Origin of the sequence: Corynebacterium sp. USCH3, from assembly GCF_037619475.1 — a bacterium.
Lineage (GTDB): Bacteria > Actinomycetota > Actinomycetes > Mycobacteriales > Mycobacteriaceae > Corynebacterium.
Map to the genome: position 1 here is coordinate 238,391 of NZ_JAQPZT010000002.1, position 25,245 is coordinate 263,635.

Sequence of the window (25,245 nt, forward strand, 5' to 3'; positions counted from 1 at the left end):
CAGGCGATCGTTCTCCCGTTCAGGATACGGATGATTGTCGCCGGGCGCGGGGGCGGTCAGGGTAGGCTGGTGAGTCGAAGTGAACTCCAGGGTGAGTCAGGCCGACCCCCTTCCCGTCGAGTCCCAGGAGAGTATTTTTCATGATCCAGCTGGTCATCGGAGCTGCCGCCGGTTACGTATTCGGCACCAAGGCCGGACGACGCCGCTACGAGCAGATCCGGCGCGGCTACGAAGCTGCGGTCAACTCCCCTGCCACCCGCCGGGCTGTTCAGGCGGGACGCAAAGCGCTGGCCGACCGCCTTGACCCGGAACCTCGGATGCGTGAGCTGCGGAACCTCCGCGACGAGGACGCCACCCCGGGTGCCGTCCTGGAGAACGACGCCGTCGACCATGAGGAGGACATCTACATCGAGGGCGAGCAGTCCCGTATGCGGGACAGCAAGGGCCGCCCGGTCAGCGAGCAGGACGGGACCGGGGGCCCCGTCCCGAAGCGGTTCGGCAGACCGTCCCGCCGCCGTTCCTGACCCCGTCCCTCAGCCGCGCAGATCCCCGTAGCTCTGTGCCTGTTCCTGCAGGGTACGCCGGTACTTCTCCAGTGCCATCAGGTCGGCGAAGGTGTTGTTGTACTCCTGCTTCTTGCTCCCGCCCTGGTCCGGACGCATGCGCTGCATCCGGGACTTCAGCTCGGCGATCTCCATCCCGACCCAGCGCTCCTCCATCCGCGCGACCACCGCGCCGGCATAGAACTGCAGCCGGTCGCGCTGGCACCGGGGTTCCTCCACCGCCAACTCGCTGATGACCGCCCGGCACATCACGTCGTCCGTGGCGGAGGTCACCGCGTCCAGCCACTCGGCGCCGGCGACGTGACCGTTGTCCGTACCGACCGAACCGACGCCGCCCGCCGCCGCGATCGCCGTCGCCACAGCGACGTAGGTCGGATGCTCGAAGGAGTCCGGTAGCAGGCCGTCCGCGTCCGCACCGACCAGCTCAGGCTCCTGGAGCATCAGCTTGAGCACCTCGCGGGCCGGTTCCAGGTACATGTCCGCAGGATCAGGCCGGCTGAGCATCGAGGTCACGTTCGATCCCGCCCCCGCCTTCTCCGCCTCCGCGGAGCGTCTCGCCAGCCGCGCCACGCCCTCCTTGAGCTCCGGGCCCTGACTGCCCCGTCGTCCCTTCGCCGCCTCTGCACGGACCTGGCTGACCACCTCGGTGGGGTCCGGCCAGCTCAACCACCCGGCAGCCTGCCGGGCGTACTCGTCGCGCAGGGCGTCGTCCCGGATCCCGGCGAGCACCGGTACGATCCGACGCATCGCCTCGACCCGGCCGTCGATGTGGTGGGTGTCGTAGCCACGGATGACCGTCCGGATGACGAACTCGAACATCGGGATACGGTCGGCGACGATCTCCCGGACGGCGGCGTCCCCCTTCTCCATCCGTACGTCGCAGGGGTCCATCCCGTCTGGCGCGACGGAGACGTAACTGCGTCCGGTGAACTTCTGGTCGCCTTCGAAGGCACGCAGTGCCGCCTTCTGCCCGGCTTCGTCACCGTCGAAGGTGTAGATGATCTCGCCGCGGAAGAACTGGTCGTCCACCATGAAGCGACGCAGCAGCTGCAGGTGGTCCTCGCCGAAGGCGGTTCCGCACGCCGCCACGGCGGTCGGCACCCCCGCCGCATGCATCGCCATGACGTCGGTGTAGCCCTCCACGACCACCGCCTGGTGGTCGGAGGCGATCGACTTCTTCGCCAGGTCGATGCCGAAGAGCACCTTCGACTTCTTGTAGAGCAGCGTCTCCGGGGTGTTCATGTACTTGCCGAGGTTGTCGTCGTCGAAGAGCTTGCGCGCGCCGAACCCGATGACGTCGCCCGCCACCGAGCGGATCGGCCACAGGAGGCGACGGTGGAAGCGGTCGATCGGCCCGCGGTTGCCCATCCTGCTCAGCCCGGCGTCCTCCAGCTCCTTGAACTCGAAACCGCGGCGCAGCAGATGTTTGGTCAACGTGTCCCAGCCGGCCGGGGCGTAACCGCACCCGAACGTCTCGACGATCTCACCGTCGAACCCCCGCTCGCGGAGGAACGTCCGGGCGACCTCCGCACCGGGGTCCTCGGTGTCGCGGAACCGTTCCATGTAGAACTCGTGTGCGGCGCGGTTCGCCGCCACCAGGCGCTGACGCGTCCCCGGCTCGACGCGGTTGACCGGCCCCCCGCCCTCGTAGTTGATGCGGAAGCCGATCCGTTCGGCGCACTGCTCCACAGCCTCCGGGAAGGTCACGTGCTCCATCTTCATCAGGAAGCTGAAGACGTCCCCACCCTCACCGGTGGCGAAACAGTGGAAGTAGCCCTTGTTGGGCCGCACGTGGAAGGACGGTGTCTTCTCGTCCTTGAACGGGCTCAGGCCCTTCATCGAGTCCACCCCACCCGGCGTGAGCTGGACATACTCGCCCACCACCTCCTCGATCGGGGTCTGTTCCCTGATCGCGGCGATGTCGGTGTCCGGAATCCGCCCTCGTGCCATGTCGACCATGATAGCCACCCCGTGACGAAGTCCCCGATTCGCCTGAAGTCACCGACGCCGCATCCTAGGATTGCCACTATCTGTTGCAAAACAGTATCGACGACTACCGCACACCTCCCCGGAGTGACTACCGGACCGCGGTGTGGAGAGAAGAGCAGTGCACCATGAGCAACACCCACTACGACGTCCTGATCGTCGGGTCCGGATTCGGCGGATCCGTGACCGCGCTCCGGCTGACCGAGAAAGGCTACAAGGTCGGCATCATCGAGGCGGGTCGTCGCTTCGCCGACCATGAATTCGCGAAGAACAGCTGGCACCTCAAGGAGTTCCTCTGGGCGCCGAAGCTCGGTCTGTACGGGATCCAGCGGGTCCACCTGCTGAAGGACGCCATGATCCTGGCCGGCGCGGGTGTCGGCGGCGGGTCACTGAACTACGCCAACACCCTCTACAAGCCCGGGGAGGACTACTTCCACAGCCCTGCCTGGGACCACATCACCGACTGGGAGGACGAGCTCTCCCCCTACTACGACCAGGCGCGACGGATGCTCGGGGTCGTGACGAATCCGACGGTCACGCCCGCCGACCGGCTGTCGAAGAAGGTCGCCGACGAGATGGGCGTCGGTGACACCTTCCGGATGACCCCGGTCGGCGTCTTCTTCGGCAAGAAGGTGGGCCTGGAGGGCGACGAAGGCGAGACCGTCGCCGACCCCTACTTCGGCGGTGTCGGCCCGGACCGTACCGCCTGCACGGAGTGCGGCGAGTGCATGACCGGCTGCCGCCACGGCGCAAAGAACACCCTGTTGAAGAACTACCTCTACCTCGCCGAGCAGGCCGGGGCCACGGTGCACGACCGGACCACCGTGACCGGGATCAACAAGACCGGTGCCGACGACGCCCCGGGGTGGACGGTGTCCACCGAGACGACCGCACCGATTGTCGGACGGAAGAAGCGCCGGACCTTCACCAGCGACTACGTGGTCATGGCCGCCGGCACCTGGGGCACCCAGAATCTGCTCCACCGCGGAAAGGAGGACGGCACGCTGCCCCGGATCTCCGATCATCTCGGCCAGCTCACCCGCACCAACTCGGAGGCGCTGCTGGGCGTCGGACTGGACAAACCCGATCCCGACCACGACTTCTCCCGCGGCGTGGCGATCACCTCCAGCTACTGGCCGGCACCGGACACCCACATCGAACCGGTGAGGTACGGCAAGGGTTCGAATGCGATGGGCCTGCTGCAGACCCTCGTGACCGACGGTGACACGGCATGGCCGCGCTGGGTCGAGTTCCTGCGCCAACTGGCAAAGAACCCGTCGGCGGTCAAGCTGGTCCTGGACCTGCGTGGCTGGTCGGAGCGCACGATGATCAACCTCGTGATGCAGGCCCGCGACAACTCCCTGACAACGAGTCTGAAGACCTTCGGACCACTACGGTTCCTCACCAGCCGGCAGGGCGAGGGCGACCCGAACCCGACCTGGATCCCGGAGGGCAACGACGCGACCCGACGGGGTGCGGCGCACTTCCCCAAGGCCGTCGCCGGCGGTGTCTGGTCGGAGGTATTCAACATCCCGTTGACCGCACACTTCCTCGGGGGCTGCACCATCGCCGACTCCCCGGACCGTGGGGTCGTCGACCCGTACCACCGTGTCTGGGGGTACCCCTCGATGTTCGTCACCGACGGTGCGTCGATCACGGCGAACCCCGGGGTCAACCCGTCACTGTCGATCTCGGCGAACGCGGAGCGGGCGGCGGCACTCTGGCCGAACAAGGGTGAGGACGACCCCCGCCCTCAACAGCGCGAGTCCGTCCACGCCTACCAGCGGGTTACGCCGGTGCGCCCGGAGAGGCCCGTCGTCCCCGACAGCGCCCCTGCCGCACTGCGGCTGCCGATCACCCCGGTGTCCTCCGACCGGCCCACCACCGTGCCGAAGGTCGAACCGGAAGCCACCGAGGACGTCACGCCGGACGTGAAGATCTAGCCGCGGTGTGGTGTACTGACGTGCTGTGAGCACTCGGAACAACAAGGTGGTCGGCAGCGTAGCCGGTGCGGCGGTCATCCTCGTCGCAGGGTACTTCGGACTCGACGCTGTCACCGGCGACGACACCGACGCCGGCAGCGGGGGTGGCAGCAGCGTCGGCGACACCTGCGCCGTGTCGACGCTGCCCGACCAGGCCGACGACGTCATCGACTCGATCCTCGACGACGGCGACTTCGCCCATCCTGACCACGACGGCAAGCATTTCGGCAACTACGAGGGACTGCTCCCCGACGAGCCCGGCAGCTACTACCGGGAGTACACGGTCTCCACTCCGGGCCTGGACCATCGCGGGGCGCGTCGGATCGTCGTCGGCGGTGGGACGGACACCGACCCCGATGTCTGGTACTACACGGCCGACCACTACGGGTCCTTCTGCTCTATCCCGGACGCCGAGGACTGACGGCCGACCGGTCCGTCAGCCCCAGGCTGCGCTGATGGCGGAGGCGGAGCGGTCGAGGCGTTCCAGTCGCGCCTCCGTGAGCGAGGCCACCTGGTCGATGACCACCCGCAGTCTCTCCGCTTCCGTGGCCGCCGCTTCCCACCAGGGACGGAACAGCAGGTCAAGGCTGCCGGGTGCACCCTGTGCCAGGTAGGTCGTGACCCGGAAGATCCGGTCGCGTTGCCGTTCCTGCTCCGCGAGGTGGCGGTGCTCGTCCATCACGTACAGCACAGCCAGGGACTTCAGCAGGACGACCTCCGCCTTCACCTCGGCGGGGACGACGAGGTCCGCGGCATAACGCCCCAACGGGACGCGACGGTCACCGTCAGTGGCGGGGCCGAGGTGGGATTCACGTGTGGCCGTGACCGACGCCGTGACGAATCTGCTCACCAACTCGCTGGTCAACCCCTTCAGCGCGGCGAGGTCCTGAAGGGTCCCGTGGAAGTCCGCGGCGCGGGCCACCGGAGGCATCCGCCGCAGACGGTCGGCGGCGTCGAGCAGTTCCTCGGGGTCGCCCCCGAAAGCCCTGGCCCCCTTCTCCGCCAGTGTGGCCAGCTCCACCAGGTCCCACAGCACATTCATGCTGATGCGACCGGAGACGATGCCGTCCTCGACGTCGTGCACGGAGTAGGCGACATCGTCCGACCAGTCCATGATCTGCGCCTCGAGGCACTTCCGCCCCTCCTCGGCACCGTCCCGGATCCACGCGAGGATGTCCAGGTCGTCGGCGTAGCAGGAGTACTTGCGTCGCGGTGTGCCGTCAGGGGCCGTCGGGCCCCACGGGTACTTGCACGCAGCATCGAGGGACGCCCGGGTCAGGTTCAGCCCGTAGCTCTGACCGTCCGGTCCGACCGTCTTCGGTTCGAGGCGCACGAGAATGCGCAACGTCTGGGCGTTCCCCTCGAAGCCGCCGCAGGCCGCCGCGGCCTCGTCCAGGGCGCGCTCACCGTTGTGGCCGTAAGGGGGATGGCCGATGTCGTGGGTCAGACCCGCCAGATCAGCCAGGTCCGGGTCCACACCCAGTGTCTTGCCGATGCCGCGGGAGATCTGCCCGACCTCCAGGGAATGGGTCAGACGCGTGCGCGGGGTGTCGCCGGACCCCGGGCCCACGACCTGGGTCTTGTCCGCGAGGCGCCGCAACGCCGCACTGTGCAGCACCCGGGCCCGGTCCCGGTCGAAGTCATCGCGTGCGTCAGGAACCGCGCCGTCGACGCCGAGTGATTTCCCGGGCACGTCGATGATGCGCTCCAGGTCGTGGGCGGTGTAGCCGTACCGTTGCACGCTGAATGACTCCTCTAGTTTTCGTCGACGGTGTAGTCACCGCCGCCTTCCTCCGTCGCCCGGTAGTACAGCAGACCGCCGGTCTCATGGATGATGGCGTCGAGTTGCTCCTTCCGGCTCGACACCGCCGGCCCCTGCCTGGTGGGCGATGCATGGGCGTCGACCCCCTGGTCCCCCACCATATTCGTCGCACGCAGGGAATGGTTGGGGTCGGTCACAACAAGAACCCGGTCCCACCCGTTCTCTTCGGCGACCGGTGCGAATGCCTCGGCCGATCCGAGAGTGTCCATCCCCTCGTTCACCTCGGTGATGGCGTCGTCGGGGACGCCCTTCTCGCGGAGGTAGGCCGCCCCGGCCTCCGCCTCGGTGTAGACGTCGCCGTCGAGCTTTCCACCGATCGTGGTGATGTGTGACGAGACGCCCTCCTCGTAGAGTTCCGCGGCGTGGTCGAGCCGTGCCGCGAACCACTGTGACGGCGTGCCGTTGTACTGCGCCGCCCCCAGCACCAGAATCGTGTCCGCGCCGGCGCGGTCGTCCTGGCGTGCGTAGGCCCAGACGTGTGCTGCGGTGGCGAGCATGATGACCAGTCCGATGACGACCGTGCCGATGACCATGTAGATCAGTCCACGAATACCCGCACCGACGGTTCGTCCCGCGGTGCTGCCGATGGTTCTGCCGTTCATGCGACTAAGACTACGCACCCGAGTTCGGGGATTTCGTTATTGTGGGGTGCATGTATGCTGCGAATCACTCCCGGCCCGCCACCAGTATCAGACTCCGACGGTTCGCCGCCTCCGTCGCCGTCGCCGGGGTGGCTGGTCTCGGCGTCGGGACCGGTGCTGTCCTGGGGCTCGGGACGGCGGCCGCGGAGTCGGCACCCGTCGTCGCCGGTACCGCCGGCGCCACGGTCCTCGCCCAGGGGGCTGCGACAGACACCGGTTCCGCCACCGACATCACCCTGGACTCACAGGTCGTCGACCAGGCGGGCGTGTTGTCGGACTCCGAACGCAGTTCCATCGAGGAGACCCTGGCCAAGGGACCCTCCGAGACCGGGGTGAAGGCGTACCTGGTGTACACGGACGGTATCTCGGGGGACCTCAACAACGTCGCCGAACAGCTAAATAATGGGCTGGGCATCTCCAACAGTCTCGTGCTGGTCGTTGACAGCTCCGAGCGAGCCGGGCTCGCATGGGGAGACCAGGTCAGCCAGTCAGTGGTCAACGACGTCCGGTCGGCGGTCAAAGACAATATGGCCGGAGGGAACTGGGCCGCCGGTGGCCAAGCCGTCGCCGACGTCGTCGCGGACGTCACGCCCGCCTCCACCTACGCCTGGGGCGGCGGGGCGGCGGTTGTCGTCATCGGCGGTGCCGGTGGCGCAATCTGGTACTCGCGGAAGAAGAAGCGGGAGAACGAGGCGGAACAGCTCGAGTCCGCGCGCACCATCACGCCGGAGAACACGGACGACCTCTCCCAGCAGCCCACCCATGTGCTGCGTACGCTCGCGAGCGAGGAACTGCACAGCACCGACGAGTCAATCCGCAAGGGCCACCAGGAACTCGACACCGCCGAGGCCGAGTTCGGCGAAGAACGCACGCGTGATCTGCGCAAGGCCCTGGATGTTTCGAAGAAGGCCCTGACGACGGCGTACGACACCCACCAGCGGCTGCAGAACGGTCTGGTCAGCGGGGAGCAGGAGGAGCGTGCGCAGCTGATCGACATGATCTCCTCCTGTGGAACAGCGGAACAGAACCTGCGGGACCAGGCTGAGCGCTTCGCCACCCTACGCGAGAAGTTGATCGACGCACCTGCCATCGTCGACAAGTTCTTCCAGCAGACGGTGGAACTTCGCTCCCGCATCCCCCGCTCCCGGGAGATCCTGGAGGAACTGGCCAGCAAGGTGGATCCCGAACTCCTCGAATCCGTGTCCGACAACCCGGACATCGCCGAAGCGGAGATCGCTGAAGCGGAACAGGCCATCACACGCGCCCGGGAACTGTTGAACCTCCCCGCCGGGCAGCAGGGAGAACTGATCGACGCCGCCGGCGCGGCACACCTGGCCATCAATCAGGCAGACAGCCAGCTCTCCGCGGTCGAGCATGCGGAGTCCCAGCTGCTCGAGGCGCAGAAGAACCTCGACTCACTGATCCAGGAAGTGGACGAGGAGATCACCGAAGCCACCCACCTCGCTGCCAGCAACGCGGAGATTGACCGCGCAGAGCTCGGCAAGGCCGTGGAGCAGGCCAGGAACGCACTCCAGTCGGCGCGGGAGAGGGGCGACAGGGATCCGCTGGGAACCTACTCCGAGCTCCTGGACGCCGACGGCGAACTCGACATCCAGCTGGACGAGGCCCGCGGCGCAGAGAACAACTACCAACGCACACTGGGCATGGTCGACCGGACCATCACCGATGCCACCAACCACCTGCGTGCCGTGGAGGACACGATCCACACCCGTGGCCGTATGATCGGTGTCGAAGCCCGGTCCTCCGCCCAGTCCGCGGCCCAGGCCCTCGACGCCGCCCGCACACAGCGGGACACCAAGCCCCGCGCGGCATTCACCGCCGCGCAGCAAGCCAATGCACTGGCTCGCCAGGCGTCGCAGATGGCGCGTCGGGACATCGACGACTACAACCGTCGCAACAATTACCACGGTGGCGGAGGTGGCGGGAACCTCGTCGCAGGCATGCTCCTCGGCTCACTCCTCAGCGGTAACGGTGGTTTCGGCGGGGGCTTCGGCGGCGGCGGGGGCTTCGGAGGCGGGGGCGGCGACTTCGGCGGAGGGAGCGACTCTTTCGGCTTCTGACAGCCGACTCCGGTCACGAATTACGCCGCCCGCCTCAACCAACCAGGGGTTTTCCTGGACCGCCATCGAGTCCGAACGTAATCGGCAGCATGAGGTGAGGCAACAGCAGCGCCAGGACGGCTAGCCTGGCCCATATGACGACCCACTACTCCACCGCATCCAGCCTCGACGGCTTCATCGCGACACGCGAGCACTCACTCGACTGGCTGACCTCCCAGGACTTCGACTGGGAGGGACCGATGTCCCCCACCAGGTTCGTCGAGGGTATCGGTGCCATCGCGATGGGAGCCACCACCTACGAGTGGATCCTGGCGAACGACGACGGGTGGGGCTACACCGTCCCGACCTGGGTCTTCACCCACCGCGACCTCCCCGCGGTCGGCGGTGCAGACATCCGATTCACCTCAGCCCCGCTGCGAGATGTCCACGCCCGGATGACCCAGGCCGCCGGAGAACGCGACCTCTGGATCGTCGGCGGCGGCGACCTCGCCGGCCAGTTCGTCGACGCCGGACTGCTCGACGAGGTGTGGATACAGTACGCACCCGTCATGCTCGGCGACGGTGCACCACTGCTCCCCCGGCCGCTCACCCTGGAGTTGCTCGACACACAGAGAAACCGGGCGATGGTGTGCGCCCGGTTCCGCGTTGTCAGGTGACACCCCCGAGGGGGCCTCAAGGGACGCCTCAGAGGAATCCGAGGAAGTACAGCACCAGGAACGGGATCAGGATGATCAGGAAGATCGACAGCCGCCAGGTGGAGGACAACACCCGGGTCTCCATCGCGTGACGGGCCACCCAGGACAGGAACACCTGGACATCCAGCGGAAGCTTCTCGCCGGCGCCCTCGAAGGAGACGTGGACGTTCTTGAGCCCACCGTTCTCCGAGCTGAACTGCCCGATCTTCTCCGCTTTCCCGAGGTCCAAGGGTGCGTCCTGCTCGGCAGGAGCCCGGAACAGGACGAAATCCTTCTTGCTCTCCGCGTGGATCAGGACCCGGTGCCGGTCGGCGGTGCAGCTGACGTTCTTCGACGCCCCGAAGCTCTTGGCGTCTCCCACGGCGGTGAACACCTGCGAGCCGGTGGCTTCGCCGGTCGTCGCCGTCATGGTCGGGCCTTTGTCCGCGTCGAGCTGCCAGGTGTCGCCGCCGAAACGGATCGACGCGACGTCGCGTTCCACGGAGTACTCCCCCACCCGGTCCATGTCACTGGGGATTCCGGCGTAGATCGGGAAGGTGTGCCCGTCGGACGGGACCGTCCAGCGGATGTCAGGGTTCGGCATGTGTGAGGTCCGTTCTGCCTAGCAGCCTGCGAGGCGCTCGGCGAGGTAGCCCTGCAGCTTGTCCAGGCTGACCCGCTCCTGCGACATCGTGTCACGCTCGCGCACGGTGACGGCGTTGTCCTCCAGGGTGTCGAAGTCGACGGTGACGCAGAACGGCGTACCGATCTCATCCTGCCGGCGGTACCGGCGTCCGATCGCGCCGGACACGTCGTAGTCGACGTTCCAGAGACCACGGAGTTCCTCCGCCACCTTCTCGGCCGTCGGCGTCAGCGTCTCCTTCTTCGACAGCGGCAGCACAGCGACCTTGACCGGCGCAAGACGACGGTCCAGACGCAGGACGGTGCGCTTGTCCACACCACCCTTGGTATTGGGTGCCTCGTCCTCGAAGTACGCGTCGACCAGGAAGGCCATCATCGCACGACCCAGGCCCGCGGCAGGCTCGATGCAGTACGGGATCCACCGCTCGCCGGACTCCTGGTCGAAGAAGCTGAGGTCCTCACCGGAGTGCTCGGCGTGGGTCTTCAGGTCGTAGTCGGTGCGGTTGGCGACGCCCTCGAGCTCGCCCCACTTGGAACCGGCGAAGTTGAAGGCGTACTCCACGTCCACGGTGCGCTTGGAGTAATGGGACAGCTTCTCCTTCGGGTGCTCGTAGAGACGCAGGTTCTCCGGGTCGATGCCGAGGTTGACGTACCAGTTGAAGCGGTCGTCGATCCACTTCTGGTGCCATTCCTCGTCCTCCCCCGGCTTGACGAAGAACTCCATCTCCATCTGCTCGAACTCGCGGGTGCGGAAGATGAAGTTCCCCGGGGTGATCTCGTTGCGGAACGACTTGCCCGTGTTGGCGATACCGAAGGGCGGCTTCTGACGGGACGAACCCATCACGTTCTTGAAGTTGATGAAGATACCCTGTGCGGTCTCCGGGCGCAGGTAGTGCAGGCCCTCCTTGTCGTCCACCGGGCCGAGGTAGGTCTTCAGCAGGCCGGAGAACTCCCGCGGCTCGGTCCACTTGCCCGGCTGGCCGGTGACCGGGTCGTTGATGTCGGCGAGACCGTTCGGCGCCTCGTGACCGTGCTTCTCCTCGTAGGCCTCCAGCAGGTGGTCGGCGCGGTACCGCTTGTGGGTGTAGAGCGACTCCACGAGCGGGTCGGTGAACACCTCGACGTGCCCGGAGGCCTCCCACACCTGCGTGGGCTGGATGACCGACGTGTCGACACCGACGACGTCCTTACGGGAGGTCACCATGTGACGCCACCACTGGCGCTTGATGTTCTCCTTGAGTTCGACGCCGAGGGGACCGTAGTCCCAGGCGGAACGGGTACCGCCGTAGATCTCACCTGCAGGGAACACCAGTCCCCTGCGCTTGCAGAGGTTGACGACGGTCTCGATGTTACTTGCGGCCATGGGCTCGGGGCACTCCTCGTAGACGGTGGGGATTGATGGTCGTTCAGACAATCACGCCCATACTACCGGCCTGGTGGTACCTGGGACACCTCCGGGTCCACGGGATCCCGGGGACCCTCCGGAACGTATAAAAAGGACCCGCGAAAGGGGGGGTTATCGCGGGTCCCGGCCACTCTGTCCTCCGAAGAGGATGGGGCCTTGTTCCCCGTTTGATGGGATGGACTTAGGGGGGGGACAAGCCATCCCTGGGGAACTGGACCCAATTTACGGCGACTCCACTACCCCTGTCAAGTCCGACCACACCACCCCGAAGAAGACACCCTGACCTGTACATTCCCCTGACTGTGCCACCGTTTCCGCTCCCTCCGCGCCGGGGAAAGGATAGGGTGGTGGTCACGATGAACACTCCCCGGATCGGACAGCGAAACACCCGCCAACGCGCGGCCGTGGTCGACACTCTCGAAGGACTGACGACATTCGCCAGCGCGCAGGACATCCACGCCACGCTGAGCGAACGCGGCCACAAGGTCGGTCTGACCACGGTGTACCGCACCCTCCAGCAGCTCAACACCCAGGGAATGATCGACACGCTGCAGGACGACAGCGGTGAAATGCTCTACCGGAGCTGCAGTTCCGTGCACCACCACCATCACCTCGTGTGCACCTCATGCAGGAAGGCCGTGGAGATCGACGGGGGCCCGGTGGAACGCTGGGCTGCCGACGTCGCCCGGCAGCACGGTTTCGTGATGACCGGGCACACCGCCGACGTCTTCGGGCTCTGCGTCGACTGCGCCCGGCAGCAGCGCCGAGGCTGACGGGGACCGCCGGACCCCCCGCCCCTGGTGGTCCACGACGCTCCTACGTCGCAGCGACGTCGAACAACGTGCCCAGGATGAAGGTCACCGCCGCCGCCCCGAAGCCGATCGCCAGCTGCCGCAGCGCCCGCTTCCACGGGGACATCCCGGACAACAGTCCGACCATCCCGCCGGTGACCAGCAGCACGACCCCGACCAGGACACACGACAGGACAATCGCGGGCAGCCCCACCATCCCGACAAGCAACGGGACCACCGGCACGAGTGCCCCCACCCCGAAGCACAGGAAGCTTGAGACTGCCGCCGACATGCCGGAACCGCCGTCCTGCGGGGCGTCCTCGCCGGTGGGCTCCCCCGCCCCGGAGTCCAGTCCCCCGACAATCTCCGGGTCCTCCCCGACCCCGTCGGTGGCGTGTCTGATCTCCTTGAGACGGGACAGCTCGGCGAAGACCTCGCGGGCCTTGGCACCTGCCGCGTCGGGGTCCATACCACGCGCCCGGTAGACCAGCTCGAGCTCGTTCTTGTCCACGTCGAGCTTCGGTACCGCGGTGCTGGCCTTCGGATCCGGTGCCGAGGCCTCCAGCAGTTCCTTCTGGCTCGTCACCGACACGTACTCCCCGGCCGCCATCGACAGCGCACCGGACAGCAGGCCCGCGATACCTGCGGTCAGCATCGTCGCCTGCCCGGCACCGGCACCGTACATCCCCAGCAGGAGGGCCAGGTTCGACACGAGACCGTCGTTGGCCCCGAAGATCGCCGCCCGGAAGTCCCCGGACATCTTCGCCCGGCCCCGGGCCGCCAGCCCACGGACGATCTCGGCGTGGATCGCCTCGTCCGCCGCCATCTGTTCGGTGGCGTCCTTGTCCGAGAGGTAGTGGTTGCGGGATTCCGCGGACTGGAGCAGAGCGAGCACGAACACCGACCCGAACCTGCGGGCCATCCACGCCATCAGCCGGGTACTGAACCCCGCCTTCTGGGGCAGGCCGACCTCGTCGCCGAGGCGTGCCCGCCAGTACTCCTCATGGCGGGACTCCGCTTCGGCGATGCCGAGCAGGATCTCCCGCTCCTCCCCGGTGCGTTGGCGCGCGAGCTCCCGGTACACCGCACCTTCGGCACGTTCGTCGGCGAGGTACCGGCGCCAGCGGTTGAGTTGACGCCGGGTCGGCTCGTCAGTCATTTCACACCGCCGAACCGCCGGTCCCGTGTCGCGTACTCGAGCACCGCCGCCCGCAGGTGGGCAGGTGTGAAGTCGGGGAACAGCACGTCCTGATACACCATCTCGGCGTACACGGACTGCCACGGCAGGAAGTTGGAGGTACGCTGCTCACCCGACGGACGCAGGAAGAGGTCGACGTCCGGCATGCCCGGGTCGTTCATGAAGGCAGAGACCGTCTTCTCGGTGATGTCGCGGGGTCTGAGCCTGCCGGCGGCGACCTCGGCGGCGATCGCCCGTGTCGCGTCGGTGATCTCGGCCCGTCCACCGTAGTTCACGCACATCACCAGGGTCATGCGCGTATTGTCCCGGGTCTGCTCCTCCGCCTTCTTCAGCTCCGAGATCACCGAGCGCCACAGCCGCGGGCGGCGTCCCGCCCAGATGACCCGCACACCCTTCGCGTCAAGCTCGTCCCGGCGCCGTCGCAGCACGTCACGGTTGAATCCCATGAGGAAGCGGACCTCGTCGGCACTCCGGCGCCAGTTCTCCGTCGAGAAGGCGTAGGCGGACAGGTAGTCGACCCCGAGGTCCAGGCATTCGTCGATGATGTCCATCAGCACACCTTCACCACGCTTGTGCCCGTCGGTGCGGGGAAGTCCCCGGTCCTGCGCCCAACGACCGTTGCCGTCCATCACGATCGCGACGTGACGGGGGATGAACTCAGCGGGGATCTCAGGTGTACTCACGATCAACATTGTGCCAGAACGTCACTCACAGGGAGGAGTACGCCCGACAGCCCGACTCCGTCTGGTTCTTCACGTGTGCGAGGAGCAGCTCATGGGCGATACCGAGCACCCGTGGCCCGTCCGCCCCGGAGGCGACCTCCGCCACCGTCGCGAGGTCGCCGGGGTGCCCGCGGGACAGCAGCCACAGCACCCGGACGGACTGGGCCGGCGGGGTGAACGCGCCCGGCGGACGACACGCCGTGCACACCGCTCCACCGGCGAGCGGGTGAAAGGCGGAGTGCGGCCCCGGACGACCGCACTGGGCGCAGTTCACCAGACTCGGTGCCCATCCGGCCATGCCGAGCGACTGCAGGACGAACCGGTCGGCCTGGGTGCGCGGGGGAAGCACGCCCCCTGCCGCCAGGGCAGCCAGTGACTGGTCGAGCAGGTCGACGACGTGACCGGCCTCCTCGCCCGACCCCTGCACGGTCAGCTCGGCGATCTCGAGCATCGCCACGCCGGCGTAGTAGCGGTCGACGTCCGTGCTGATCTGGGGGGCGAAGGTGCGGACGGTGACCGCGTCGGTGACGTTCGCCAGGCCTCCGTCCGGCCTGGCGCGGTTGCGTCCTGGGTAGATCTGGACGTTGACGAGGCAGAACCGGTCGAGGCGGGCACCGAAGCGCGACTTGGACCGGCGGATCCCCTTGGCGACTGCGCGGACCAGTCCGTGCTCGCGGGTGAGCAGAACGACGATGAGGTCGGCTTCACCGAGTTTGTGGGTACGGACGACAAAGCCCTCGTCCCGGTACTGGGGACGAGGGCTTCTGGACATGGTGACCAGTGTACGACTGGAGGCCGCGCACTGGTCGGACGAGGTGTCAGTACCGTCCGGGCTGACCACCCTGGCGCTCCAGCAGTCGCTGGTCGATCGACTGTGCGGACTGGGCGATACGGATGTTGGAGAGGTAGAACTCCAGCATCATCCGCAGGGACATCAGCATGAAGAGCATCCCGACGGTGAGAATGACGACGCCGAACAGACCGAGGACAAAACCACCGACGCCGAATTCGCTGGCCGGCGCGATAAGGGCGAAGAGCACATAGCCGACCCACAGCAGTGCGATGAACGCGAAACCCAGGGCGTAGGCGAACTTGATGATCGACGGTGTCGCGTAGCGGGTGAAGCTGAAGTCGAACAGGGCGGAGAAGAAGGAGTCCTGACGTGCCCCCGCCCCCATCGGGGCGGCGTAGGTGCCGGGGCCCGGCTGCGGCTGGGCACCGAAAGACGGGTAGCCGTTCGGGGGCTGGTCACCACCGGCGGGATTACTCCACCGGTTGGCGCGGTACTCACCGTTGTTCTCGTTACTGTTGCTGCTGTTGTTGTTGTCGCCGGGGGTCGTCATGAAGATCTCCTGGGAACGTCGTGTCGGGTCAGACTGACACTATCACCACCCGCTCAGAACCCGAGGCGTCCCAGCTGTTTGGGGTCGGACTGCCAGTTCTTCGCGACCTTCATCCGCAGATCCAGGTACACGTTCTGCCCCAGCAGGTCCATGAGACTCTGCCGGGAGTTGTGGATGATCCGGCCCCACCGGCGGTTGTCCTTGCCACGCAGGATGCGCTTCTGCCCCTCGCGTTCCAGGAAGATCACGGCGTGGACGTCCAGAACGCCCTCCCGGTCCTGGGAGGGCAGCACCTCGTCGATCTGGACGGCGACCGAGTGCGGCAGCTCGTCGTGGAGCCCGGACAGCGCCGCCTCCCGGATGAGCTCGGACATCCGGGTGTCCCGGTCGTCGTCGGTGACGTGGTCGTCCGGGTAGTACTTCGGCCCCTCCGGCAGCAGGCCGGTGACGACGTCGAGCAGGACGTCCAGCTGGACCTCGCCCGTGGCGGAGACGGGCACGACCTCCCCGTCGTCCAACAGGTCGTGCAACGCCATCAGCTGGGCACCGACCTGGTCCTTGGAGGCCTTGTCGAGTTTGGTGACGATACCGACGACCGGGGTCTTCGGCGCAGCCTTACGGACGGCGTCCAGGATCCACCGGTCACCGGGGCCGATCTTCTCGTCGGCCGGGATGCAGAGCCCGATGACGTCCACGTCGGCGTAGGTCTCCTTGACGACTTCGTTGAGTCGCTCACCCAGCAGGGTCCGCGGCCGGTGCAGGCCGGGAGTGTCGACCACGATGATCTGGGAGTCCGGGCGGTGCACGATCCCCCGGATCGGGTGGCGGGTCGTCTCCGGCTGGTCGGCGGTGATCGCGATCTTCTCACCGACCAGGGCGTTGGTCAGCGTCGACTTGCCGGTATTCGGGCGGCCGACGAAGCTGATGAAGCCGCTGCGGAACCCCTCCGGCGCGCTGAAGTCCACCGGGGCGGCGGCCGCGGCGGTCAGGTCGTTCTCGTCGGGGAAGTCCGGGAAATCGGGGACGTCGGGAAAGTCGGCGGTGTCACTCATGGTCGATCCTGTCTCTGGTGTTGTCCGGCACGTCAGTGTCCGGTGTGTTGTCTGATCCCCGGTCGGGGTCGTCGTGCAGGTCATTGTCCCCGCGGGCAGGCCTCGTCGGCCCGGCGACCACCACGGTGCGGACCTTGATCCGGCCGCGCCGGTCACGGCCGCCTTCACAGGTGAGGTGCAGCCCGGCGACGTCCAGTTCGGCACCCGGCAGCGGGACCTTGCCGAGTTCGAACGCGGCCAGGCCGGCGACGGTGTCGACCTCGTCGAGGATCTCGTCGGAGAACTCCAGGTCGACGTCCTCGTAGAGTTCGGCGAGGTCGCCGAGGCTCATCCACGCCTCGACCCGGTACACACCGTCGGTGATCTTCTCCACGGCCACGTCGTCGCCGTCGTCGTACTCGTCGCTGATCTCGCCGACGATCTCCTCCAGGATGTCCTCGATACTGACCAGGCCGGCCGTGCCGCCGTACTCGTCGATGAGGACGGCGATGTGCACCTGGTCACGCTGCATGTCCTCGAGCAGGTCGTCCAGGTTGCGGGAGTCCGGGACGAACACCGGTTCACGCATCATGTCGCGGACCGGCACGGCACGGTCGGCGGTCGAGGCGTCGTACGTCGCCGCGACGAGGTCCTTGAGGTAGACCACCCCGACGATGTCGTCGACGCTCTCGCCGACCACCGGCACCCGCGACAGCCCGGACCGGACGCACAACCGGACCGCCTGGGCGGCGGACTTGTCGTCCTCGATCCACAGGACCTCGGGTCGCGGGACCATGATCTCCCGGGCGGTCGTGTCCGCCAGGTCGAAGACGGACTGGATCATCCGACGTTCGTCGACCTCGACCACGCCGCGCTCCTGGGCGATGTCCACCATCTCGCGCAGCTCGATCTCCGAGGCGAACGGACCGGTGCGCAGCCCACGACCGGGGGTGACCACCCCGCCGAGCCAGACCAGCACCCTGGACAGCGGGCCGAGGATCTTACGCACCACGACCAGCACGGTCGCCGAGCGCAGCGAGACGCTGTACGGGTTGCGCCGTCCCATGGTCCGGGACACCACACCGACGACAACGTAGATCAGCAGGGTGACCACGATGATCGACACGGCGACCGACCAGCTGCGTTGGCCCACCACGTCCAGCGCCACGACCGTGACCAGGACAGCCGCAGAGGCTTCACACACGGTACGCAGCAGCACCAGCAGATTGATGTAGTCCGGCCTGTCACGTACCACCTGCAGCAGTCGCGACGCCCCGGGCTTCTCGTCCTTGACCAGGGACTCCACCCTGGCCACCGACAGTGACCCCAGTGCGGTCTCCGTCGAAGACAGCACCCCGGCCAACGGCAGGACGACCAGCAGTGCCACCACCGCGGAGATGACGACGGCGGGATCAGGCATCGGCGGGCGGCTCACTGAACGGCGGGGGGACCGGATTCACCCAGCGGTCCGTCCCGGCGTCCGAGGCGCTGGGGAAGGCTGCGGCTCCGCTGGGCTTCGGCCCGTAGGAGACGCCCCGTTCCGCCTGGGAGTCGTACCAGTTGACCAGGATCTCGTTCTGCAGCGCGAACATGCGCTGCTCCTCCTCCGGCACGACGTGGTCGAAGCCGAGCAGGTGGAGAACGCCGTGGACGGTCAGCAGGTCGAGCTCGTGCGCCAGCCCGTGGCCGGCGCGTTCCGCCTGGCCGCGGGCGAACTCCGGGCACAGCATGATGTCGCCGAGGACACCGGGACCCGGGGGCGGGCCGTCCTTACGGCCCCACCCCGGGGTCAGCTCGTCCATCGGAAAGCTCATCACGTCGGTGGGACCGGGGAGGTCCAGCCACCGGACGTGCAGGTCCGCGATCGTGTCGAGGTCCACGATGTGGATCGACAACTCCGCCGAGGAGTGCACGTCCAGGCTCCACAGTGCGAAGCGGGCGACGTCGATCAACTCCTCCTCGTTGACCTCGCCGTAGCCGGACTCGTTGAATACCTCGATACTCACCGGTTTCTCCTTCTCTCCCGGTCCGCCCGGTCCGCCCGGTCCTGACGTGCCAGTTCCGCCTCGGCCGCCTGTTCGGACTCGTAGTGTTCGTAGGCCTGGATGATCCGCCCGACCAGGTGGTGGCGGACCACGTCGCTGGAGTCGAACTCCATCACCGTGACCCCGTCGACCCCGGACAGGATCCGGTGCGCCACACTGAGTCCGCTGGACTGGTGGTTCGGCAGGTCGACCTGGGTGAGGTCACCGGTGACCACGATCTTGGTGCCGAAGCCCAGCCGGGTCAGGAACATCTTCATCTGGGCGGGGGTGGTGTTCTGCGCCTCGTCGAGGATGACGAAGGCACCGTTGAGGGTGCGTCCGCGCATGTACGCCAGCGGGGCGACCTCGATGACCCCGGACTCGATGAGCCGGGGGATGGACTCGGGGTCCAGCATGTCGCGCAGGGCGTCGTAGAGCGGCCGCAGGTAGGGGTCGATCTTCTCGCCGAGGGTGCCGGGCAGGAAGCCCAGCTTCTCGCCGGCCTCCACGGCGGGCCGGGTGAGGATGATCCGGCTGACCTCGCGCTTCTGCAGTGCCTGCACCGCCTTGGCGACGGCGAGGTAGGTCTTGCCGGTTCCCGCCGGTCCGGTGCCGACCACCACGGTGGAGGCGTCGATGGCGTCGACGTAGCTGCGCTGCCCCACCGTCTTGGGCCGGATGGTCCGGCCACGGTGCTCGACGATGGCCTCCCCGGTCACCGACACCATGCCGGCCCGCGCGGACCCGTCCGCCGGCAGTTGCGCCCGGGCATCCGCGTCGGCACGGCGGTCGGTCTCGTCGACGAGGTCGATGGTGCGTCGGGTGAGGTCCGGGGTCACTTCGGAGCCGCGGACCGCCATGGCCTCGAGCTCGTGCAGGACGCGACGGGCGCGGGCGACCTGGGACGCCTCACCACGCACGGTGACGTGGTTTCCACGGCTGAGCAGGTCGGCGTCGATGTGGTCCTCGATGATGCGGAAGTTCTCGTCGGCCAGTCCCGAGACCGTCGGTGCGGCGTCCGGGTCGAGTTCGACAGAGGTGGAGGCGATTCTCCGTGGTGGTTGCTTCAAAATACTTCCGGGTTCTCCTGTGGATGAGTGGTACACGTGGCGACGTGCTGATACATGAAGCTTAGCGTCCCCACCGTGTGGTGAGCACCCCGATGGCGCCGAGCGCGACCGCGGCCGCCGTCGCGGTGCGCAGCACCTCCGGGCCGAGGACGACGGCCTGGGCACCGTCCCCCGAGGTGACTACGGCGATCTCGCGGTCGCTCACTCCCCCTTCAGGGCCGATGACGAGCACGACCTCGTCGACGTCGAGGTCGGTCTCCGCCAAGGGGGTGGCCGCATCCTCGTGGAGGACCAGAACGCGCACCGACGGGTCCGCCGGCCCGTCCCACGGCCGTGGCGCGAGATGCGCCGGCAGGTCGGCGATGTCGGTGAGCAGCTCGCCGACGTGGGCGCCGGAGAGCCGGCGGGACTGCTTCATCGCCGCAACCGCCGTGGCGGTCCAACGGGCGTGCGCCTTGGCGGACTTGTCGGACTTCCCGCCCTTGCCACCGGTCCAGCGGGAGACGCAGCGGTCGGCCTGCCACGGGACGATACGGTCCGCGCCCGCCTGGACGGCCAGGTCGACCGCCAGCTCGGCGCGCTCGGACTTCGGGATCGCCTGCACCACGGTGACCCGTGGGCGGGGGTCCCGTCCGGCGATCCGGCGCTCACCGGCGACCGTGCCGTCCTCGTTCCAGCGACCGGCCACGCCGACGCCCGAGCCGTCGGTGAGCACGACCGGCTCCCCCGCCCGGATCCGCTTCACCGAGGCGTGCCGTGCCTCCGCCCCGGGGAGGGTGAACGCACCGGACTCCCCGACACGGGCCAGCTGGCCCACGAGGTCGGGGACGACGAAGACGGGGTCGGTCACCGCGGGCCCACCTGTCAGCGCCCGAACTTCTGGCGCAACCGGGAGAACAGCCCCCCGGAGCGCTCGTCCTCACTGGACTGCAGCCCGGCGACGTGCTTCGAGGTGCCGCGGAACTGCTCCAGCAGCTCACGCTGCTTCTTGTCGAGGTCGGACGGGACGGTCACGTCGACATGGGCGATGAGACTGCCGTGGCCCTCGCGGCGCAGGTGCGGCATGCCCTTGCCCTTGACGCGCACGACCGCCTCCGGCTGTGTGCCGGGTTCCACGGTGACCGTCGCCGTGGAGTCGTCGAGCAGCGGGACCTCCACGGAGGTTCCCAGAGCCGCGTCAACCATGGGCACGTTCACGGTGACGTGCAGGTCGTCGGCGTCGCGCAGGAAGTACGGGTGCTCCTTGACCTGCACCTCGACGTACAGGTCACCGGCGGGGCCGCCACCGGGGCCGACCTCGCCCTCACCGGACATGCGGATGCGCATCCCGTCGCGGATGCCGGCGGGGATCTTGACCTCGATGTCGCGGCGGGCACGCACCCGGCCGTCGCCGGCGCACTCCTGGCACGGGTCCTCGATGATCTCGCCGACACCCTGGCACCGCGGGCAGGCCCGGGCGACCTGCACACGTCCCAGGATCGACTGCTGGATCTCCATGACCTGGCCCTGACCGTGACAGGTCGGGCAGGTCACCGGGTCCGACCTGGACTCCGAGCCCGAACCCTCGCACACCCCGCACAGCACGGCGGTGTCCACGGTGACGTCCTTGGCCACCCCGGCGAAGCACTCGTCCAGGGTCATCTGGAGCCGCAGCAGGGCGTCGTTGCCCGGCCGGACGCGGGAGACCCGGGGGCCACCGCCCGCACCACCGGCGCCGCCGCCGAAGAATGCGTCGAAGATGTCCCCGAATCCACCGCCGCCGAATCCACCGCCGCCACCACCAGCGGGACCCTGCTCCTCAGGGTCCCCGCCGGCGTCGACGATCTGACGCTTCTGCGGGTCGGTCAGTACTTCCTGCGCCAGGGACGCCTCGCGGAACTTCTCCGCGGCCTCGTCGGACGGGTTGACGTCCGGGTGGTACTTGCGGGCCAGGCGTCGGTAGGCCTTCTTGATCTCGGCGTCCGACGCATCGCTGCTGACGCCGAGAATTCCGTAGTAGTCACGTGCCAAGGTGGCTGATTCCTTCTCACCGTAATTGGGGTCTGTCCGCAGGCTCTGACGAGCCCGTGAAATCACCCGGACAAGTGTAGTACGTCCTACTCCCCGGCGAGAATGCGGGAGACGTAGTGGCCCACCGCCTGCACCGAACTGATGGTGCCCGGGTAGTCCAGGTACGTCGGCCCGAGCACCCCCATGCCGCCCATGACCCCCTCCCGGGTCCCGTAGCCGGTGGAGACCACGGCGGCCGACTGCAGTTCAGCGGTCCCGTTCTCCTCGCCGATGGTCACGCTGACCCCACGGTCCCGCGCCGCAGAGAGCAGTCGCAGCACCACGACCTGCTCCTCGAGCGCCTCCAGCACGCTCTCCAGCTCCCCGGCACGCACCAGGTTCGGGGTCCCCGCCAGGATCAGCCGGTCGGTGGGGCGCTCCAGCATCGTCTCCACCAGCACCGTCGCACAGGTCAGCGCGGGCCCACGCAGCTGCGGTGAGACCCGTTCGTCGTCCCCGGCCGCCATCTCGGCGATCGCGGCGGACGCGTCGTCCAGCGTGTGTCCGACCAACGTCTCGTTGATCAGCTCCCGCAGCCTCGGGAGGTCCTCGGACGCCAACGGTTCGCTGAGGTCCACGTTGCGCTGCTCCACCTGGCCGGCGTCGGTGATCAGCACGAGGAGCAGCCGGGAGTCCGCCAGCTGCACGATCTCACAGTGTTTGACCCGGCCGCGGCGCAGGTCCGGGATCTGCACCACGGCCACCTGACGGGTCAGCTGGGCGAGCAGCTGCACACTGCGGCGCAACACGTCCTCCATGTCGACGCCGTCCTCCAGGAAACCCAGGATGGCACGCCGCTCCGGACGGCTCAGCGGCTTGATCTGCGCGATCCCGTCGACGAAGCTGCGGTAGGCTTTCTCGGTGGGGATCCGGCCGGAACTGGTGTGCTGCTGGATGATGTAGCCCTCGGACTCCAGCACCGCCATGTCGTTCCGGACCGTCGCCGACGACACCCCGAGACTGTGCCGGTCCACCAGGGCCTTCGACCCGACCGGCTCGTGGGTGGAGATGAAGTCGGCGACGATGGCGCGCAGCACCTCGGCACGCCGCTGCTCCGTACCGGTCATCGCCTTACCAGTCATCGGGTGCCCGTCCTTTCTTCCGGTCCTGTCCTCGTCAGCCCAGTATGCCACCGCACGACGTGTCCTCCCCGATTCTCCCACGACCACCGCCGCAGCGTCAGCCCCCGTCAGCTCTCCTCTGCCAACAGGATGTCGGTGATGATGCCGTCGGCCAACAGGCGTCCCCGGTCCGTCAGGCGTGTCCGGCCCGCCACCTGTTCCAGCAGGCCGAGCCCCACATGATGCTCCACCGCGCCACGCGCCGACGACAGCACCTCGTCCGGCAGCCCCTCACGCAGCCGCAGACCCAGCATGACCCGCTCGGTGTGCAGGTCACCGGTACCCAACGGTTCCACCGTGGTCACCGGGCTCGCGCCCTGACCGAGCGCCTCGGCGTAGCGACGCGGCAGCTTCGCGTTGACCAGACGGGTGACTCCGCTAGCGTCCGGCCCGGTCGGGTCCACCGCGTCGGCGACCGGGTCCACGCCCCGACCGCTCACCGGGTCGTCGACCAGTCGCACGCAGCCGTGGGCGCCGGGGCCCGCGCCCCACCACTCACCGGAGCGCCAGTAGACCATGTTGTGCCGGCACTCCCCACCCGGACGCGACCAGTTCGACACCTCGTACCACTGCATGCCCGCCGACCGCAGTGCGGCGTCGATCATCTCGTAGCGGTCGGCGTAGACGTCCTCGTCGGGTTGCGGGAGCAGCCCCTTGCGCACCTTGCGCGCCATCGCCGTGCCGTCCTCGACGATCAGGGAATAGGCGGAGACGTGGTCCACACCGGTCGACAGCACCCGGTCCAGGGTGAGCCGCAGGTCGTCGTCCGTCTCCGTGGGGGTGCCGTAGATCAGGTCGAGGTTCACGTGCTCGAACCCGGCGGCAAGAGCCTCGCCGGCGGCTTCGGTGGCACGGCCCGGGGTGTGCGTACGGTCCAGGACCTTCAGGACGTGGCCCGCGGCGGACTGCATCCCCAACGAGACCCGGGTGTAGCCCGCCTCCAGGAGGCTGTCGAAGAACGCCGGGGACGTCGACTCCGGGTTGGACTCCGTGGTCACCTCGGCGCCCGGAGCCAGCCCGAGGCTGCGCTTCACCGCACGCAGCACCCGCGTCAGGCCGTCCGCCCCCAGGAGTGAGGGCGTGCCCCCCCCGAGGAAGACCGTGGACGGCGGTCCGGAACGGTCCCAGTCCGCGGCCGCGAGGTCCAGTTCCGCCTCCAGCGAACCCAGGTAGGTCGACATCGACGACGACCCCGTCTCACCGGGGGTGTAGGTGTTGAAGTCGCAGTAGCCGCAGCGGGTGCTGCAGAACGGCACGTGGATGTACAGGCCGTACCGGTCGTCGGGAATGGAGGTCATTGCAGCCATGCTATCGGTCCGGCCCACCACCACCGAACGTGGCCTCGGCGGGATCCGTCAGCCGGCGGCGACGCGCCGTGACCGGATCTTCGAGAGCACCTGCTCCACCCGGGCCCGCTCGGCGAGGAACCGTGGCGGGGCTTCACCACGCAGTTCGGCCACCAGGGCGGGATGGTCCCCGACCACCGTGGCCCGCCACCGCGCCACCACCTCACGGGCGTGCTTCTCCGCCCGTGCCAGCGCCTGTGGCAGCAGGACGCTCTGCTCCTCGACCGCCAGACGTGTCTGTTCCACCGTCCACTCCGCCAGGTCGGCGAGCATGTCCGTGAGTTCGGCGTTGCGCCGCCGCAGGTTCACCCGCAGCGTCGCCGTGCTCACCATCGGTGACGGCGTCGCCTCCACGGGTGTGACGGCGTGGTCGCGCAGGAAGGACAGCGTCCGGCCCGGATGGTTGTCGACCACCGTGGCCGCCGACAGGGAGCCGGAGCGGATACCGGAGACGAAGGCCTGGCGCAGTCCGTTGAGTTCCGCCAGTGCGGCCCGGACTTCCGAGCGGCCCTGCGCGACGGCCTCGGCCAGTTCCAGGAGGCAGTCATCCACCAGTTCCTGGTCCCAGTCCGCCAGGGATTCAGCGAGATTCTCGATGAGTTCGGCGACCTCGTCGCCGATGTCGTAGACACCCTGGGTGAGCTCGCGCAGTCGCAGGCGGGCGGCGTCGTGCACGGATGGCTCCTCTCAGCAGCGTCAGAAGTCGTCGGCGGATCGTCAGGGGGCCGTGACTGAGAGACAGTGTAGGACATGG

At 68.0% G+C, this 25,245-nt stretch carries 23 protein-coding genes and 1 pseudogene; 6 read left to right on the forward strand and 18 right to left on the reverse strand.

The features are described 5' to 3' along the window. Nucleotides 1-140: 140 nt before the first annotated feature. A pseudogene (locus PQI66_RS04425) lies at nucleotides 141-380 on the forward strand (hypothetical protein); the annotation flags it as partial. Nucleotides 381-533: 153 nt separating this feature from the next. Here the strand turns inward: PQI66_RS04425 and dnaG are convergent. Beyond that, the gene (dnaG, locus tag PQI66_RS04430) at nucleotides 534-2,513 is read right to left on the reverse strand and encodes a DNA primase (protein WP_339996333.1); all 1,980 of its coding nucleotides are present in this window, start codon (nucleotides 2,511-2,513) and stop codon (nucleotides 534-536) included. Nucleotides 2,514-2,677: 164 nt separating this feature from the next. Between dnaG and PQI66_RS04435 the strand changes: the two genes are divergently transcribed. Together PQI66_RS04435 and PQI66_RS04440 are read left to right on the forward strand one after the other, a co-directional pair. After that, nucleotides 2,678-4,492 (forward strand): GMC family oxidoreductase, encoded by a 1,815-nt coding sequence (locus PQI66_RS04435; RefSeq protein ID WP_339996334.1) that lies wholly within the window; start codon nucleotides 2,678-2,680, stop codon nucleotides 4,490-4,492. A 25-nt stretch (nucleotides 4,493-4,517) separates the two neighbouring features. After that, a complete protein-coding gene (locus tag PQI66_RS04440) occupies nucleotides 4,518-4,952 on the forward strand; it encodes a ribonuclease domain-containing protein (protein ID WP_339996336.1) in 435 nt (144 codons plus the stop codon). Nucleotides 4,953-4,967: 15 nt separating this feature from the next. On the opposite strand, the gene PQI66_RS04445 is transcribed toward PQI66_RS04440, so the two are convergent. Continuing rightward, entirely contained in the window at nucleotides 4,968-6,272 is a 1,305-nt protein-coding gene (locus tag PQI66_RS04445; RefSeq protein ID WP_339996337.1) for a deoxyguanosinetriphosphate triphosphohydrolase, read from the reverse strand. A gap of 14 nt (nucleotides 6,273-6,286) precedes the next feature. After that, nucleotides 6,287-6,955 (reverse strand): YdcF family protein, encoded by a 669-nt coding sequence (locus PQI66_RS04450; RefSeq protein WP_339996339.1) that lies wholly within the window; start codon nucleotides 6,953-6,955, stop codon nucleotides 6,287-6,289. 50 nt (nucleotides 6,956-7,005) lie between these two features. Here PQI66_RS04450 and PQI66_RS04455 point away from each other — a divergent pair, with 50 nt between their 5' ends. Both PQI66_RS04455 and PQI66_RS04460 read left to right on the forward strand, forming a co-directional pair. Then, nucleotides 7,006-9,075, forward strand: coding sequence for a TPM domain-containing protein (locus PQI66_RS04455; protein WP_339996340.1), 2,070 nt, complete (start codon nucleotides 7,006-7,008; stop codon nucleotides 9,073-9,075). 134 nt (nucleotides 9,076-9,209) lie between these two features. Next, nucleotides 9,210-9,731: a dihydrofolate reductase family protein gene (locus PQI66_RS04460; RefSeq protein WP_339996341.1), complete on the forward strand. Its 522-nt coding sequence runs from the start codon at nucleotides 9,210-9,212 to the stop codon at nucleotides 9,729-9,731. A gap of 28 nt (nucleotides 9,732-9,759) precedes the next feature. Here the strand turns inward: PQI66_RS04460 and PQI66_RS04465 are convergent, their stop codons facing one another. Next, nucleotides 9,760-10,353 (reverse strand): hypothetical protein, encoded by a 594-nt coding sequence (locus PQI66_RS04465; protein ID WP_339996342.1) that lies wholly within the window; start codon nucleotides 10,351-10,353, stop codon nucleotides 9,760-9,762. 18 nt (nucleotides 10,354-10,371) lie between these two features. Further along, nucleotides 10,372-11,754 carry a glycine--tRNA ligase gene (locus tag PQI66_RS04470; RefSeq protein WP_339996343.1) on the reverse strand — a complete coding sequence of 461 codons (1,383 nt, stop codon included), beginning with the start codon at nucleotides 11,752-11,754 and terminating at the stop codon, nucleotides 10,372-10,374. 398 nt (nucleotides 11,755-12,152) lie between these two features. On the opposite strand from PQI66_RS04470, the gene PQI66_RS04475 reads away from it, so the two are divergent. Beyond that, nucleotides 12,153-12,569, forward strand: a complete 417-nt coding sequence (locus PQI66_RS04475) for a Fur family transcriptional regulator (protein WP_339996345.1) — start codon at nucleotides 12,153-12,155, stop codon at nucleotides 12,567-12,569. A 43-nt stretch (nucleotides 12,570-12,612) separates the two neighbouring features. On the opposite strand, the gene PQI66_RS04480 is transcribed toward PQI66_RS04475, so the two are convergent. From PQI66_RS04480 to PQI66_RS04540, 13 genes are all read right to left on the reverse strand, one after another. Then, nucleotides 12,613-13,746, reverse strand: coding sequence for a VIT1/CCC1 transporter family protein (locus PQI66_RS04480; protein WP_339996346.1), 1,134 nt, complete (start codon nucleotides 13,744-13,746; stop codon nucleotides 12,613-12,615). After that, nucleotides 13,743-14,414 (reverse strand): isoprenyl transferase, encoded by a 672-nt coding sequence (locus PQI66_RS04485; protein WP_445228003.1) that lies wholly within the window; start codon nucleotides 14,412-14,414, stop codon nucleotides 13,743-13,745. The genes PQI66_RS04480 and PQI66_RS04485 overlap by 4 nt, the downstream gene beginning before the upstream one ends. 79 nt (nucleotides 14,415-14,493) lie before the next feature. Further along, a complete protein-coding gene (gene recO / locus PQI66_RS04490) occupies nucleotides 14,494-15,279 on the reverse strand; it encodes a DNA repair protein RecO (RefSeq protein WP_339996349.1) in 786 nt (261 codons plus the stop codon). Nucleotides 15,280-15,325: 46 nt separating this feature from the next. Continuing rightward, nucleotides 15,326-15,850 carry a DUF4282 domain-containing protein gene (locus tag PQI66_RS04495; protein ID WP_339996351.1) on the reverse strand — a complete coding sequence of 175 codons (525 nt, stop codon included), beginning with the start codon at nucleotides 15,848-15,850 and terminating at the stop codon, nucleotides 15,326-15,328. Between the two features lie 53 nt (nucleotides 15,851-15,903). Beyond that, entirely contained in the window at nucleotides 15,904-16,902 is a 999-nt protein-coding gene (gene era, locus PQI66_RS04500) for a GTPase Era (RefSeq protein ID WP_445227995.1), read from the reverse strand. Continuing rightward, entirely contained in the window at nucleotides 16,895-18,301 is a 1,407-nt protein-coding gene (locus tag PQI66_RS04505; protein WP_339996353.1) for a hemolysin family protein, read from the reverse strand. Before PQI66_RS04505 ends, era begins: the two co-directional genes overlap by 8 nt. Continuing rightward, the gene (ybeY, locus tag PQI66_RS04510; protein ID WP_339996355.1) at nucleotides 18,294-18,887 is read right to left on the reverse strand and encodes an rRNA maturation RNase YbeY; all 594 of its coding nucleotides are present in this window, start codon (nucleotides 18,885-18,887) and stop codon (nucleotides 18,294-18,296) included. Before ybeY ends, PQI66_RS04505 begins: the two co-directional genes overlap by 8 nt. After that, nucleotides 18,884-19,975, reverse strand: a complete 1,092-nt coding sequence (locus PQI66_RS04515; protein ID WP_339996356.1) for a PhoH family protein — start codon at nucleotides 19,973-19,975, stop codon at nucleotides 18,884-18,886. The genes ybeY and PQI66_RS04515 overlap by 4 nt, the downstream gene beginning before the upstream one ends. A gap of 61 nt (nucleotides 19,976-20,036) precedes the next feature. After that, on the reverse strand, nucleotides 20,037-20,825 hold the full coding sequence (locus PQI66_RS04520; protein WP_339996358.1) for a 16S rRNA (uracil(1498)-N(3))-methyltransferase: 789 nt from the start codon (nucleotides 20,823-20,825) through the stop codon (nucleotides 20,037-20,039). 14 nt (nucleotides 20,826-20,839) lie between these two features. Further along, nucleotides 20,840-21,985: a molecular chaperone DnaJ gene (gene dnaJ / locus PQI66_RS04525; protein ID WP_339996360.1), complete on the reverse strand. Its 1,146-nt coding sequence runs from the start codon at nucleotides 21,983-21,985 to the stop codon at nucleotides 20,840-20,842. Nucleotides 21,986-22,071: 86 nt separating this feature from the next. Beyond that, entirely contained in the window at nucleotides 22,072-23,106 is a 1,035-nt protein-coding gene (gene hrcA / locus PQI66_RS04530; protein WP_339996361.1) for a heat-inducible transcriptional repressor HrcA, read from the reverse strand. Between the two features lie 107 nt (nucleotides 23,107-23,213). After that, nucleotides 23,214-24,443 (reverse strand): radical SAM family heme chaperone HemW, encoded by a 1,230-nt coding sequence (hemW, locus tag PQI66_RS04535; RefSeq protein WP_339996363.1) that lies wholly within the window; start codon nucleotides 24,441-24,443, stop codon nucleotides 23,214-23,216. A 57-nt stretch (nucleotides 24,444-24,500) separates the two neighbouring features. Continuing rightward, complete coding sequence (locus tag PQI66_RS04540; protein WP_339996365.1) at nucleotides 24,501-25,166, reverse strand: hypothetical protein; 666 nt, start codon at nucleotides 25,164-25,166, stop codon at nucleotides 24,501-24,503. Nucleotides 25,167-25,245: the final 79 nt, after the last annotated feature.

What these genes read in the sequence shown, in the direction of transcription:
- PQI66_RS04455 (WP_339996340.1), top strand. Translation starts at nt 7,006, where the DNA reads ATGTATGCTGCGAATCACTCCCGGCCCGCCACCAGTATCAGACTCCGA.
- hrcA (WP_339996361.1), bottom strand. Translation starts at nt 23,106, where the DNA reads ATGACTGGTAAGGCGATGACCGGTACGGAGCAGCGGCGTGCCGAGGTG.
- hemW (WP_339996363.1), bottom strand. Translation starts at nt 24,443, where the DNA reads ATGACCTCCATTCCCGACGACCGGTACGGCCTGTACATCCACGTGCCG.
- PQI66_RS04450 (WP_339996339.1), bottom strand. Translation starts at nt 6,955, where the DNA reads ATGAACGGCAGAACCATCGGCAGCACCGCGGGACGAACCGTCGGTGCG.
- PQI66_RS04485 (WP_445228003.1), bottom strand. Translation starts at nt 14,414, where the DNA reads ATGGACGGCAACGGTCGTTGGGCGCAGGACCGGGGACTTCCCCGCACC.
- dnaG (WP_339996333.1), bottom strand. Translation starts at nt 2,513, where the DNA reads ATGGCACGAGGGCGGATTCCGGACACCGACATCGCCGCGATCAGGGAA.
- PQI66_RS04460 (WP_339996341.1), top strand. Translation starts at nt 9,210, where the DNA reads ATGACGACCCACTACTCCACCGCATCCAGCCTCGACGGCTTCATCGCG.
- PQI66_RS04465 (WP_339996342.1), bottom strand. Translation starts at nt 10,353, where the DNA reads ATGCCGAACCCTGACATCCGCTGGACGGTCCCGTCCGACGGGCACACC.
- era (WP_445227995.1), bottom strand. Translation starts at nt 16,902, where the DNA reads ATGAGTGACACCGCCGACTTTCCCGACGTCCCCGATTTCCCGGACTTC.
- PQI66_RS04475 (WP_339996345.1), top strand. Translation starts at nt 12,153, where the DNA reads ATGAACACTCCCCGGATCGGACAGCGAAACACCCGCCAACGCGCGGCC.
- PQI66_RS04470 (WP_339996343.1), bottom strand. Translation starts at nt 11,754, where the DNA reads ATGGCCGCAAGTAACATCGAGACCGTCGTCAACCTCTGCAAGCGCAGG.
- recO (WP_339996349.1), bottom strand. Translation starts at nt 15,279, where the DNA reads ATGTCCAGAAGCCCTCGTCCCCAGTACCGGGACGAGGGCTTTGTCGTC.
- PQI66_RS04495 (WP_339996351.1), bottom strand. Translation starts at nt 15,850, where the DNA reads ATGACGACCCCCGGCGACAACAACAACAGCAGCAACAGTAACGAGAAC.
- PQI66_RS04505 (WP_339996353.1), bottom strand. Translation starts at nt 18,301, where the DNA reads ATGCCTGATCCCGCCGTCGTCATCTCCGCGGTGGTGGCACTGCTGGTC.
- PQI66_RS04480 (WP_339996346.1), bottom strand. Translation starts at nt 13,746, where the DNA reads ATGACTGACGAGCCGACCCGGCGTCAACTCAACCGCTGGCGCCGGTAC.
- PQI66_RS04435 (WP_339996334.1), top strand. Translation starts at nt 2,678, where the DNA reads ATGAGCAACACCCACTACGACGTCCTGATCGTCGGGTCCGGATTCGGC.